Origin of the sequence: Nostoc sp. FACHB-280, assembly GCF_014697615.1 — a bacterium.
Lineage (GTDB): Bacteria > Cyanobacteriota > Cyanobacteriia > Cyanobacteriales > Nostocaceae > Nostoc_B.
In genome coordinates this window covers 31,046-44,611 of the sequence record NZ_JACJSD010000044.1, presented here as the reverse complement: position 1 = coordinate 44,611, position 13,566 = coordinate 31,046, and the positions used below count along the sequence as shown (strand labels likewise).

The window sequence follows — 13,566 nt, the reverse complement described above, 5'->3', positions numbered from 1 at the left end:
CAGTATTATTTAATATGTTTAAACACAATTTTCAGTAATTCTGATTGAGTAAAAGGCTTAGTCAAATATCCCGATGATCTGACCATTTTAGCTTTCGCTCTATCAATAAATCCTGTCCTTCCCGTCACCATAATGATAGGTATATTTTTAAATGCTGAATGCCTACGTAATAATGAACAAAGTTCATATCCATCTAAGTTGGGCATTTCGACATCTAACAAAATCAAGTCAGGCTTACTGCGGAGAATCTGCATTAATGCCTTAACAGGATCATTAATTGTCACTACCAAAAAGGTATTTTCATCTAAAAATAATTTGATCGAATTTAACACAGTTTGACTATCATCAATGCAGGCTACTGTATATAAACTACTTCTTTCCCGTGACTTGATATGTTTCTGATTGCTATTTTCACCAGAGTCAATATTGTTATTTTTTGTTAATGTCTTGTTATGCGATAGTGAATTGATTGCTGGTAAAACTGGTGAACCTTTAGCAGCATTGGTTGGTTGCTGCACATGGTAACGATGTCGTAATTGTCTTTGACAATATTCCACTAGTAAACGCAAATCTAACTGGCAGAATTTCGGTAGTTCATTCCATGAACTATCAGGATAAAATTCGTAGGTTCCTTCTTTTAAAATTAAAAATGATTCCAGCACCTCTTTAGCTAATTCGTCTACTAAAGTAGCTGCTTGCATGGAACTAATGTAACGCTGTTCTACTAACCAACAAATAGCTTGGTAATCTGGATATGGAATTGACAGACTTTCGTTGGCTGGTTCAAACATCAGTCGCATTTGTACACGAGTCGCACTGTTGAGAGCGGGAATATTTAAACTCAAGCGCCGTAACTGATTATCAAGCCTCTCAAACACCTTATCAGATGAAGAAGCATAAGTAAGTTTACCTTCTTCAAGATGAATTGACCATGAGGTTGAACCCGTAAATACACGTAAGCAACCCGTCGCACGCCGACTAGTTAGCTGTGCTAATAAAGATAATGGATGTAGTTTTTGGATTAACCGATGACTACTCATAGGAGTTAGATTTTGCATTTACTTAAGCTAAATTCAAGACGCGTCATATAAATTCGTACGTGGTTTAGTTACTCTTCTCCAGACAACTCAGTGTTTGTGTCAAGAATACTACAAATACTAAAGTTTAAATTTGGGGTATCGTAACTTGATGCTATGGCTTTTGGCATTTACATCTTTATTTATATGAGTAATGAAAAGTTAAATTAATTACTGCCGTTGAACTTGATCAGCGTCAGGAGAGTTAACTTTATAAACAGTAAACATGAAAACTATCCCCTTGCTTTTCATCAACTTTTAGATAAGCAAATCTTAAAGAACACTGCTAAATTAGCAAAATTTAACTAGATTTTTCTCAGTAGTTACACTTAAAAAAAATCAGCTTTGCCCAAATCAGACATAATGTAATGTTTAGTTAAGTAAGATTACCGGGAATTTACATAAATTCATTGGATGCAATCACCTCTAGTCTTTGTTAGTGCAATTGTCCATATAATTCCCACGGAAAGTCCCAATATTGGTTTTCTTAATGAAACTTCAACAGTTTACTTGCTAGGCTCTTAGCCTGACACGTAGTACTATATGACAAAATGTAAGTATTTCAACAATTTTTGGTAAACCCAGACAAAGTTACTGACACAATATTTTTAAGCAAATTTTTTCGGTGTAACTGATAGAGAGATTCAGGTTGGGGGTGAGTAGATGACATCCCAAACAAGCTGTAGAGAGTTTTTACACTTTTGACTTATATGCGATCGCCAAACCAATACGATAAGATTTTGTAATAATATGATGCTGAAAAAATGTACAAAAAAAGGCTTGGGTGAACCAAGCCTTTATGTATACCAAGCATTTACTACACCAAGCTTAATTTATCTCAGGTCATCCGTTAGTTCATCTCTCTAAAGGATGTATACAAATGATTAAATAACTGATATTGCCCAAATCAACAGTTATTTTTTATGCTTAAACTATTTATAAATAACCATAAAATTTTATTCAAAAAATGAAGTCACAAAAAAGGTTTGGTCAAGAGCCAAACCTTAAAAATTGCTGTGCTTAACAACGTACTAAATTAATTTATTACTTTCCTCTTGACACTTCATCTATCTTGAGGATGTACCTAAACAACAGACAAATTGATATGAGATTATAGCTAAAATAAGCCATATTCAAATAACACATAAAATGCGGACATAATACATAATATAAATCCAGTAAATATTTTAATAATTACTAATTTGAAGAGAAATTTATTTGTCTCAAAAATATGAAAAAGGCTTGGACATTAACCAAGCCCATATATACCAGGTGTTTACCATACCTAGATAATTTATCTCTTTAGTAGATGCAGTTCATCTTCCTTCTAGTTGTGTACAAAAATTAGAAACTATGATATGTGAACTACGAAGACAAGGAGGACATAATAGACAAGGAAGAGAGATGTTTATCAATGATTGATAATTGCTCTATTAATTTTGAGCATAATTTATTTCACCTATCTGTCTCAGGATAGAAAAAATTTAGCTTCTTCGGATATTTATGGTAATATTTATTCTGAAATAACCTAATATTTTGTAGCAGTTAGTTTTTAAAAAATATCAATTATAAAAAAGGTTTAGCTCAAGGCTAAACCTCTGTAGAAAGCAGTTATTTGACACACCAAAATAAATTTAGACTGAGTTAAATATTGGGGCATCTTCCTAAAGTATGTACCCAAAAATTTGCTTGTATGATATAAACTTTCTCAGTTATTCTGGCTGCACTATTTTACCGATTTCATTCACCCAGCGTTGACGCTCAGAATGTTCTAAAGTGAGAATATCTGCTAAACTCCAATGGAAATGAAACGCAATACAGGCTACCTCCTCGTGTAGTAAATCTGAGGGGTAGCCTATGATTCCCCCGCTAAAGCCAACTCCACTTGAAACTTAGTCTGACATTGGGGACAGTGGACAGGAATTTCTGCATCACCTTGCTGATTAATTCGATTGTAAAACTCTCGCAAATATGCCAAATCTTTAGAAAAAAGATTTTCCAGTAAACTCGGAGTAACTTCTGTTAAATCGCCCAAACGAGTAATTACTTGTGAGAGCATAACAATTGCAGCATAAATTGTATTTTCCTGAGCAGCCCGATTTTTGTGGACAATTATTTCATCCTTTGCTGTCGCCAACCGCATCACACCTTGGCGATGTAAATTCCCCTCAGCATCTAATAAACCTCTAGGAAGGGTAAAGTTAAATTCTGTATAAATGTTTGTCATTAGTCACTTGTTATTTGTCATTTGTGATTTTCTTCTACTCCCTACTCACCACTCCCCACTTCTTCTAATTCATTAATTTGACGATAAAAATTTTGTAAATAGCTTAAATCACAGGCAAAAAAATCTTCCACAACCGCAGGTGTCACTTCATCTAAAGCACCTAATTTAGTAATGACGCGAGATAAAATAATGACTGTTGCATAAGCTGGATTTGATTTTACACGGGGGTCACGTAAAGGAATAATTTCATCCATCGCTCTGGATAAACGCATCACACCTTTACGGTGTAAATTACCATCTGCATCAAGATACCCTTTCGGTAAAGTAAATTCAAATTCAGTTTGCAACATTCTATGCTACTTTTACTCGTTTTAATTCTTCTACTACTACTTCTATTTCTTCAATTTCATGTTCACTACCAGAGGCACTCACATCATTAATTTTATAATTAGCAGGCCAAGCATTTTTAAATTCTAATCTAAATTTTTCTTCCGCAGCTTGATTATAAATGACCAAAGAACCATCACGTCTTTCGTCACCCCATTTACTTTCTTGTACAGCCGCTAACCAATTCCACATAGTCATAGAAATAGTTAAACCACGCCGTAACACAATATTAGAATAAGATATATTACCAGGGATTTTTGTAGTGATAATTCTACCACTTGTATTACCACTTTTACCCCAAGTTTGGGGAGTAACTTCGGAAATTTCTATTACTTTTTGTGTAGTTTGAAAACCTTGGCATTCCATAAAATAGCCATCTACAGGTTCTTGGCTACCAGTAAGCTTTAATTCCAGATAAAATCGGCTATTCGTCAAAATTTCGGGAAAGTCAGCCATAAAATTTAGGTTTTTAAAAGACTTGATATTGAAGTAGATGAGGGTAAGAAGAAGACGCGGATATAAATTTAAAATAACGTTATTTTTACCTGCCTCCTGCTTCAACCGCGTAGCGGTAAGTAAAAAGGCAAAAGTCAAAAGGCAAAAATGAAGAATACTTTTGACTTTTGGTTTTTTACTTTTGACTTCTCCGGCTTTGCCGGAGTGCCTCCTGCCTTCTACTTACTTCTTCCTTTCAAAATAAGTAAAACCAACGGTGACTGTTTCGGTTAATAAATCACCACTACCTGCTGTAAAATCGCCTGTTCCGTAGCTGGTAGGAAAGACATCTGTAAATTCGTATTGAATTTTTTCTTGCTCGCCATCGTAGATAGAAAGTTTACCTAATTTCCGGCTCTTGCGTCCTTCTGATTTACCACCTGAAAGAGCTTCAGCATGGCATTTGTTATACCAATCAAGCAGTTGTTTAGAATCAGCAGTTGCTACACACTCAATGGTGATTTCTGAGCATTCTACACCACCGATAGTAGCTTGGGTTTGAGTTTTACCATCCTTAGTGACACCAATAGGTGCATCTCCACCTGCAACTATCATTTTCATTTGCATACCACTGATTTTCTGAATCAAAATTTCCGTCAGTCCGTCAGCTTCCCAGTAAAACTTGGCATTAGAGATATACTCTGGCATAAATCAACCTCCAGATAAATTGGTAATAATTAATTAACTAAAAATTAGGCAAAATCTATTTTTTGCGATTCATATTTTCACAAGTTAAGGTGTAAGTTTCTTCAATATAATCGTTGCCATTCACATCTAAATCTCCGATTTTGTATTGCGAAGGCCAAGCTTCTTTTAATTCCCAACGCATTACTTCATTACCATCAGTATCGTAGGCAACTATTGAGCCTGTTTTTTTACTGTCTGCCCATTTGCCTTCGCCTTTTTCAGTTTTGGGCATACATTTTTTGAACCACTCATACATTTTTTTGCTGGTGCTATCACTATCTCCACTCATGAGGGTAGAAACGTCAATTGTAAATAGTCCTTCAAATCCAGCAGAGTTAATTTGTCTGACAGTAACACCGCCTTTTGTAGACATTAAAGGTTTATCTTGACCTTTGACTTTAGCTTCAAATTTGACACCGCCAATTTTGCTAAAAGCCATATCGGTCATGCCATCAATTTCAAAGTAAAAGTTACTAGCAGCAATTGGTTTTAATTCAGGCATCTTTGTAGTTCCTTAGTTTGCAATAGAGGGTATAAGGGTGTGAGGGTGTAGGGGAGTATGGTTTCCCTTACACCTCTGCACCTACTTTTATTGGTTAGGAGACCATTGACTAAAGCGGAAGATGACAAATTCCGCCGGACGTACAGGACAAACACCAACTTCGATATACAACCGCCCCAACATCATGGTTTCGTGGGTATTGATGCTGGAGTCGCATTTGACATAAAAGGCTTCCGCCGCCGAAGCGCCAAATAAAGCACCTTCCCGCCAGAGTCTTTCTAGGAAGTTACTGACGGTACGAGTCACACGCGCCCATAAATCTTGGTCGTTGGGTTCAAAGACTACCCATTGAGTACCGAGTTCTACGGATTTCTCGATATAGCTCATCAAGCGACGGACGCTGATATAACGCCACTGGACGTTATCTGGTTCTACCAATGTGCGAGCGCCCCAAATGCGGATACCACGGTTGGGGAAAGTACGGATACAGTTAATACCCAGGGGGTTGAGTAATTCTTGTTCGCGCAGGTTGGTTTCGTAGGCTAATCCAATGACTCCTCTGGGTGTATCGTTGGCGGGTGCTTTGTAGACACCGCGAGTTTCATCAGTGCGACACCAAACGCCCAGCATGTGACCGGCGGGAGGAATTAAAATGGGTCTGCCACCGTTGCGGGGGTTGGGGACTTTAATCCAAGGATAGTAGAGGGCGGCAAATTGCGATCGCCTATTAAATGCACTCAACCACTGAGCCATATGCTGGGGCTTCACCTGGGTGGGAGGCACAGCCGCACCACCACCTTTACATGGGGGCGGGTCTAATACTACCATCCGGTTAGGGGCAGTATTTTCACACAGACTCACCATCGCTTCCATGATGCCGTGGACTTGATCCAAATCCAAGATGCCGTTTTGATAAGCCCGCATCAAGTCAGGGAAAGCAATCATGGTAACTTCATCAATTTCAAAGATACCTTGCATCCCGGTGCGATCGTCTCTGACACCTTGCACATCTCTGGGGAAACGGTCAGGGGTGGAAACTACTGGCGGCGGACTGACTTCGTAATTACCGTTAGCAGGACGACGAGACAGGGGTTGTCCTGGTGTTTCCAAGTCTGCAACTGTGACAAATTGCGAGTCTTGCAACGCTGTCACCGCATAACTACCCACAGCCGCATCAATTTGTGGGTTCATAGATAAGTGGTCGTATTCTTCCAGAATTTCACCATTGCGGCTAATTATGACTTTGAAAAATTCACCACTATTTGCGGGTGGTTCTGCTTCTGGGCTTTCTGGCGGACGCGGTTCACTTTCAGTTACAGAAACGTTAATTCTACCTTCTGCACCATCATCATCATCTTCAGCTGGCTTGAGGGCAAAACTTAAAGCAGGACGGTTCCCAGTGGTGCGAATTTTTAAGGCGGTTTCTTCTGGTGGTGGTGGCTGAGAACCAGGAAGTTTCGTACCAATACTCGCTACCCAACAACGTCCACCGCCATTGAGAAACCAACCATTTACTGCAAAAGGTAAATAAGCATCAAAATCGGTGTAACCATCAGAACCTTGTTTAGCAAAGTATTCTAAATATTCGTTCCACGATGTCACCAGCATCGGTTTAAACAATTCCGCATCGCCTCTGACATCTTCGGTAAAACCGATAAAGCCGGCGATATTCGTACTTACCCCTTCTATGGGGCGACTACCTCGGTCTACTTCTTCAACGTAGACACCAGGTGCAAAATAATCTAATCTTGGCATAACACTTGGTTTTCCTATTTTTTGAAGCGTGAAGTCTGAAGTGTGAAGTCTGAAGTGTGAAGTCCGAAATTAAAATCATGTTTTCTTTCTGCCTTCTGCCTTCTGCCTCCTGCCTCCTGCCTTCTTACTTCATACTTTTTTTGTTGATTTTGAACAGTCAATCAAACTTGGCTGAGTGACAAAATTACTATCCAGGTTTAGGGGAATTGTTAATGTCACATACAAAGCTGGACGTAATGGTACTCCTAGAGCATTCCACAAAGCCGCAGCATCCAAAGGATGAATAGCAGAAACGGTCATTGCTAATTCGCCATGACCTCGCAGTGCTGGAGCCAGTACTTCTTCTCGTAATGAGTGATGATGCAAAAGTAGTATTAATGCCTCGGATAAGATACGCTGTTCACTCAAACTTGTGAAATCCCAAGCACTTACCAAAAATGAGACATCAAACCACCTTGGTGTTAATAAGAGTAATTTCCTTTTGTCTGCGGGTTGCTGACAATTAGACTGTTGTTTGTCAACACTTTCTTGAATGTTGTAACAATATAAATTCAGCCTAGGGTTAATATTCTGTTTCACACCAGGATGGTTGAAATCAATTTGCTCTGTACTGAGCAGGGAAATCCCGCCAGCTAAAATTTTGGCTAAAGTCTGGGTAGCAGCTGGGATCATAAAACACAACAGCAGGGTGACTGAAATGCTCCCTTAATTACTCTGGCTGGTAGATTTTTACCGCCAGCATGAATCTACGGAGGTTGAAGCGTTCTTACCAGAGTTCCGCAAGCAGAAAGTAACTACTTTGCTACCGAACTTACGGAAGGTGGAGGGCTGACAGCACAAAATAAACCTTGGAATTAGGCTTTTTTGTTGGCTAATTTGCCACTATTGGGCTAACTCTTTCTAGCTTAGGGATCTAGATGTCTAGCGTTTATTAGACTTTGGTCGATATTGTAAAATTATTGTTTTAAATCTCCCAAATTTACAAGCTGTAGAGTAAGCTAATCTCGTCCGTATTTATACAGTAAGAAGCATAATTTCTCCAAGCAAAAATATTTGAGATTGGGTAGCATTTCTCATGCTTCTTAGTGGTTTAGAGTGTTTCGGAGTGTAAAACAGGATGAGGGTGGCTACACAAAAATTAACCTCTCAATTGCCGCTACCTTTGTTGGTAAACAGTTCAGAAAATAAACTACCAGAGTTAAATTTTCATCAAATTTGTCGGCTGACTATTCAACAATTAAAGACCTTATTCCCGATTGCGGCTATCTGGATTGTTTATCACGATTTAGAAGAAGAAAAACGTCATATAGTGGATGAGTATAGCTCAGAAAAGTTATGCTCTGTGCAGATTCCACAGGATTTGACCACAAATTCCTTTGTATCTGGAAAATTATCTCCAGATTTGGCATATTTGCAAGCAGAAACTTGGTGGCGAGATGATTTACCAGTTTTGAAAGTTACGGAATTAACAGTATCAGATGTTTATCATAGTTATGTTTGCCGAATTAGTAGACAGAGTTTGGCTATTGGCGAATATATATTGATATGTACTCACAAGTTGCTGTCTGTGGAACAGCAACAATTACTGCTGGGTAATGCTCAAATACTCAGTAATTATTTAGCAATTTGTCGAGAGCGATCGCAACAACAACAAGAAATCTTAGCTTTATCTCAAATTCTCGGGCAAGCCGAACATCAATTGCGAAATCCTTTAGCATTGATTAATCTCTATGCTGAAAATCTGCGTTTGGCATTACCAGAGGAGAGTTTACAAGAACAAGCTCTCCTAATTCGGCAAAAAGTAGATGAACTAAGTGCTAAATTAACTGATTTGCTTTACCGTGGACAACGGGCAAACCTAAATTTAAAAAAATATAATTTGCAAACAATTATTGGGGAATGTGTTCAAAGTTTACAACACTTATTAGCAGAAAAAAACTTAACAATTAACTATCCGCAGCAACCTGTATATGTCACCGTAGATAACTGGCAGATGAAACAGGTGTTTGATAATTTATTAGGAAATGCGATTCATTTTAGTCCATGTGGTGGGACAATAACTTGCAATTGGTACACCTATAGTCATGAAGTAATAATAGAAATTTGCGATCGCGGTTCGGGAATTGCACCGGAGGAATTGAAGCAAATATTTAAGCCTTATTATTCTCGGCGTGTAGGTGGTACAGGTTTAGGACTCGCGATCGCACAAAAAATTATCTTGGCACATCAAGGCAACTTATGGGCAGAAAATCTCCCCACAGGTGGCGCTCAATTTTCCTTTACATTACCTTATAAAAGGCAAAAGTAAAAAGGTAAAAGTCAACAGTAAACAAACTTAATATTGACAGTTTTTCACAATTTCAGATGGTTGGCTGACTCAGATTTCAGACATTTCTTTAACATCCCAGGCACACTACCATGAATTCTAAAAAAGAGGTAATCTCGATTTTACTTGTTGATGACGAACCGCATTTTCGTCAAGGTATCCGTACCTTATTAAACTTTTATACAAGTAGTAGCAGTCTAGGATTGAATGTCATTGGAGAAGCTGCATCTGTTGAACAAGCACTAAAATTAACTGTTGAACAACATCCAGCCTTAATCTTACTAGATTTAGAATTACCACCAGAAGACGGCATTACCGCCCTAAACCGTCTAGGAGAATTATCTTATAACGGCAAAGTATTAATATTATCTGCTCATCAACAAGATGAATGGATATTTCGTGCTATGCAGGCCGGCGCTTGTGGTTATGTATTTAAAGACCAATTAGCAACGCAATTGTGTGAAGCCATCAATACTGTAATTAATCATCAAGTTTATTTACCACCAGCCGTCGCCACTGCCTTCTTTAGATTATTTCACTACTACACAGGCAATTCATTAAACTTTGGCAATCATTGTATTCATCTCACCGAAAGAGAACAAGAAGTTTTAAATTGGTTAGTACAAGGTGCTTCTAACGAACAAATCGCAGGACATTTATATATTACAGTCGCCACAGTCAAAGCACACTTAACAGCAATCTTTGAAAAATTAAGCGTCACCAGCCGCACCCAAGCCATTGTCAAAGCCTTAAAACTCGGTTTGGTTTGTCCATAGAACTGAAGTGTGAAGTGTGAAGTGTGAATATGACTATAGAGTTTTTTCGCTTTTAACAAATAACAAATGACAAATGACTAATAACAAATGACCAATAACAAATGAGTAACCATTTAGCCATCGCCACTGTCACCGCAACTTTGCAAAGAACATTGCAAGCCAGTGTTCAAGTAGATGTGGATGGTGCGCGGGTAACAACCGTCAGACCAGACCGCCTGAATAATGCTACACCAGAAGCAGGAGTAAACATCTATCTTTACGATATTCTGCTGAATAGTGCTTGGCGGAGTGCTGATTTAAGACAACGCTATTCTGATGAGAAATATACTAAGCGACAGCAAACAGGTTTAGATTTGTACTACTTGCTGACTTGTTACGGGAATGATGTAGAACTAGAACCGCAGCGCCTAATTGGTAGTGTCGTTCGCACCTTCAACAGCAAATCGATTCTTACCCAAGCAATGATTCAGGAAACCGTCAGCGATGCAACTTTTACGTTTTTAGCTGATTCTAATTTAGCCGAACAAGTAGAAGCGATCGCCATTTCTCCCGTTGATTTGAATATCGAAGAAATCTCGAAAATTTGGACGGTATTTTTTCAAACACCCTACGCTCTATCATTAGCTTATAAAGCCAGTGTGGTCTTAATCGATAGCGGCGAACTTCCGAAAAAACCCTTACCTGTTCGCAATCTTCAGCGTCATGTTACACCATATCAACCTGCGATCGCCCAAATCAAAGTAGTAGAAGAACTAGCAAAAATTTGGCAAACTCAATATGCAGCTACATCCTTAATTCTGGCTGACAGTACCTTATTAATTCAAGGAAACAAATTAAGCGCAGATATTACCCAAGTCCGCATCGGTGATATCACAACCACTCCCCAAGAGGTGACAGACAAGCAAATTATCTTAAATCTAGCTACTATCGCAGTAGAATCTCTGAGGGCTGGTGTTCAGAGTTTACAAGTAATTCATCCCCAAAGCAAGGTGAGTTCTAATGTTGTACCTTTCTTGTTACGCCCGACTATTTTAGACATCACTGTATCTAATGTACATGGTAGAGGCAATGAACCGCGATCGGCTGATATAACTATTACTGTTAACTTGAATATTGAGAAAACACAACAAGTAACCTTAGTTTTAACAGAACTTTCCCTCACCCAACTTACTGGTTATTCTACTGAGCAAACCAAAAATCGCCGTAATAGTTCCAACTCAATTACCTTTGCAATTCATGATTGTTTACCAGGGAATTATCTAGTCCGGTTGATTGTAGATGGTGCAGAAAGTTTATTCACAGTTGATACAGACTCGAACAGTCCAACATTTGAACAGTATATCGGGCCAGTAGTTGTTATTTCTTAAATTTTCTATGTTACTTACAACATAATTATGCAGGCTGCTATAAGTAGGTCGGTGTTAAAAATTGTCGTTATGGCAAGGCAGGAGGAAAGAGGTTTTCAAGCCGATTTACTTTTCGTTACATAGTTCGGTTTATTTGCACCGCTCTACTTAAGTAGTAAAAAAGCGATCGCCTCTGTAGCTTGTCAGTTACTTAAACTTAATTTATACATTATGTCAGCAGGTGCAATTACTAACCTGCGAACCAACGAAATCAATGATTTATTGCGACTGTGGGATCGAGAATCTATGCTCACCAACAGCGCACTACTATTAGATTGTGAGGAAAGTGATAGTAGCGATGCTGCCAAAGAAAGTGCGATCGCTCGTTTGATGACAAATATCTCCAGTCCCCTCATTATTATCAGCCGTGAACGCAGGCGATTTACTCAAAAACCAATAATTGCGATCGCCTGCCTATTTATCCACTAATTTTTTCTCATTTCTAACTTTTGCTGATGGCTAACTTCTAAAGGTAAGAAAATCGTCAACACTTCGCCATATTGCGGTCTTTGACGCACAATCAACTTACCGCCAATCGCTTGGAACAAGTGTTTAGTGGCATTTAAATTTAAACTAATTGTCCCTGTCTCTGGCTGAAACATCAGCAATTGACCCAGAGCTTTCCGAATCGGTGGTGTAACAAATGTATCTGCCGCTTCTGAGTCTTGGCACTGGAGTTGCGGTGATAATTGCAGCTTGAGTTGATCGCCGGCAGGAATAACTTGCACTTGAATATGGCTCCCAGCAGGTAAGCTACGGGTAAAATTTTCCATCAATCCCGTCAGTACCCGGTCTAACATTGTTGGATTACTGACTACTGTGGGCAATTGTTGGGGAACCACCACTTCTAAGGTGAGGTTGCGTCGAGATGCAGCTTGTTGCCAACGAGGAATACTCTGTTGCAGAACTTGATGCAGAGACATCGGCGTAAGATGAGTATTAGCCGCTTTTGTAGCAGCACAAGTTTCTAATTCTGCCGCCTTGAACAGCAACTCCATCCGATCAATTTGCTCAGTACACTCATGATCAATAATTTCTAAGCGGTTCACCACAGCCGCAGGCAAGTCACGCCGCTTCAGTAGCAGACGTGTCATGGTGCGAATGGTAGTTAAGGGAGTGCGAACCTCATGAGCAAAAGCTTGCAGCAATTCAACATCTGGGACTGGGTGTTGAGGATTGGAAATTGGCTCTTGGGGATGAGGTATATTGGTTGCAGTTTCCGACTCTTTAGCAACTTCTGGTTCTGGCAATTCTTGAAGTAGCAACTGACTAAACTGCATCGCAATACGATAATCAGGCGCTACTGGTGCATATTGCTGCACTAATCCATCAAGTTCCGCGCAAAAGTCAGGATTAGCCAGCATCACCCGCGCTCCGATCGCTCGCCATGCTTGCTGAACTATCTGGGGTTCAAAGGAAAAGGAAAATCTTTTGTTGCCATTTTTGCATTCTGCCAAAACCAAGACTAATCGGAATTTCTCGGTAAATACCAAACAAAACTGCTCGGCAACTAGGGGATCAGCAGGTAGTATCGGCAGCACAGCTTCTTGAAAAGAATTTTCTTCGGCTACCGTGGTTGTGGTTGGCATTTGAAACGGCATCAAAGCCAAAGGGTTAAACGGCTTGGCTGTAAAAGTAACCGTCTGGATGTTTTGAGTTAATACAGGTTGACTAAATAAAGGTGCTGGTGCAGCTAATACTAATGCTGATAAAGCCGGAGAAGTTGTTGCTAAACTCTCAATTAATAAATGTTCTGTTGCTGCTAAACTCGTGCGCCACTGTCGCTCTGCCTTGGCTGGTGAACATTCAGCCATAGTTGATTGACTGTCGGCTAAAACTTCACTCAGACTTGGCAAGATCCATTCGTACACAGGTTTTCACCCCTTGGTTGAAGAGCGACTAAATTTTGACTACTACTTAAGAGGTTAT

General features: G+C 39.3%; 14 protein-coding genes. 4 read left to right on the top strand and 10 right to left on the bottom strand.

Annotated features, from left to right (window positions below; all coding sequences use genetic code 11):
• Positions 1-5: 5 nt before the first annotated feature.
• The 9 genes from H6G75_RS25615 to H6G75_RS25580 form a co-directional block, all read right to left on the bottom strand.
• Positions 6-1,058, bottom strand: coding sequence for a response regulator (locus H6G75_RS25615; RefSeq protein ID WP_190982737.1), 1,053 nt, complete (start codon positions 1,056-1,058; stop codon positions 6-8).
• A gap of 1,730 nt (positions 1,059-2,788) precedes the next feature.
• Entirely contained in the window at positions 2,789-2,935 is a 147-nt protein-coding gene (locus H6G75_RS33800; protein ID WP_313934910.1) for a DUF6760 family protein, read from the bottom strand.
• On the bottom strand, positions 2,932-3,303 hold the full coding sequence (locus H6G75_RS25610; protein WP_190982736.1) for a phage tail assembly protein: 372 nt from the start codon (positions 3,301-3,303) through the stop codon (positions 2,932-2,934). Before H6G75_RS25610 ends, H6G75_RS33800 begins: the two co-directional genes overlap by 4 nt.
• 41 nt (positions 3,304-3,344) lie before the next feature.
• Complete coding sequence (locus tag H6G75_RS25605) at positions 3,345-3,653, bottom strand: hypothetical protein (protein WP_190592555.1); 309 nt, start codon at positions 3,651-3,653, stop codon at positions 3,345-3,347.
• A 1-nt stretch (position 3,654) separates the two neighbouring features.
• A complete protein-coding gene (locus H6G75_RS25600) occupies positions 3,655-4,146 on the bottom strand; it encodes a phage tail protein (protein WP_190592554.1) in 492 nt (163 codons plus the stop codon).
• 222 nt (positions 4,147-4,368) lie between these two features.
• Positions 4,369-4,833 carry a phage tail protein gene (locus tag H6G75_RS25595; RefSeq protein WP_190592553.1) on the bottom strand — a complete coding sequence of 155 codons (465 nt, stop codon included), beginning with the start codon at positions 4,831-4,833 and terminating at the stop codon, positions 4,369-4,371.
• Positions 4,834-4,888: 55 nt separating this feature from the next.
• Entirely contained in the window at positions 4,889-5,374 is a 486-nt protein-coding gene (locus tag H6G75_RS25590; protein WP_190982735.1) for a phage tail protein, read from the bottom strand.
• Positions 5,375-5,461: 87 nt separating this feature from the next.
• Complete coding sequence (locus tag H6G75_RS25585; protein WP_190982734.1) at positions 5,462-7,129, bottom strand: phage tail sheath C-terminal domain-containing protein; 1,668 nt, start codon at positions 7,127-7,129, stop codon at positions 5,462-5,464.
• A gap of 129 nt (positions 7,130-7,258) precedes the next feature.
• Positions 7,259-7,801 carry a Pvc16 family protein gene (locus H6G75_RS25580; protein ID WP_190982733.1) on the bottom strand — a complete coding sequence of 181 codons (543 nt, stop codon included), beginning with the start codon at positions 7,799-7,801 and terminating at the stop codon, positions 7,259-7,261.
• Between the two features lie 445 nt (positions 7,802-8,246).
• Between H6G75_RS25580 and H6G75_RS25575 the strand changes: the two genes are divergently transcribed.
• From H6G75_RS25575 to H6G75_RS25560, 4 genes are all read left to right on the top strand, one after another.
• Entirely contained in the window at positions 8,247-9,437 is a 1,191-nt protein-coding gene (locus H6G75_RS25575) for a sensor histidine kinase KdpD (RefSeq protein ID WP_190982732.1), read from the top strand.
• Positions 9,438-9,547: 110 nt separating this feature from the next.
• Positions 9,548-10,231 carry a response regulator transcription factor gene (locus H6G75_RS25570; protein ID WP_190982731.1) on the top strand — a complete coding sequence of 228 codons (684 nt, stop codon included), beginning with the start codon at positions 9,548-9,550 and terminating at the stop codon, positions 10,229-10,231.
• A gap of 101 nt (positions 10,232-10,332) precedes the next feature.
• Positions 10,333-11,598 (top strand): DUF4255 domain-containing protein, encoded by a 1,266-nt coding sequence (locus H6G75_RS25565; protein ID WP_190982730.1) that lies wholly within the window; start codon positions 10,333-10,335, stop codon positions 11,596-11,598.
• Between the two features lie 210 nt (positions 11,599-11,808).
• Complete coding sequence (locus H6G75_RS25560; RefSeq protein ID WP_190982729.1) at positions 11,809-12,066, top strand: hypothetical protein; 258 nt, start codon at positions 11,809-11,811, stop codon at positions 12,064-12,066.
• Here the strand turns inward: H6G75_RS25560 and H6G75_RS25555 are convergent.
• A complete protein-coding gene (locus H6G75_RS25555) occupies positions 12,063-13,508 on the bottom strand; it encodes a sensor histidine kinase KdpD (protein WP_190982728.1) in 1,446 nt (481 codons plus the stop codon). The two genes, H6G75_RS25560 and H6G75_RS25555, sit on opposite strands and share 4 nt — an antisense overlap.
• Between the last annotated feature and the right edge of the window lie 58 nt (positions 13,509-13,566).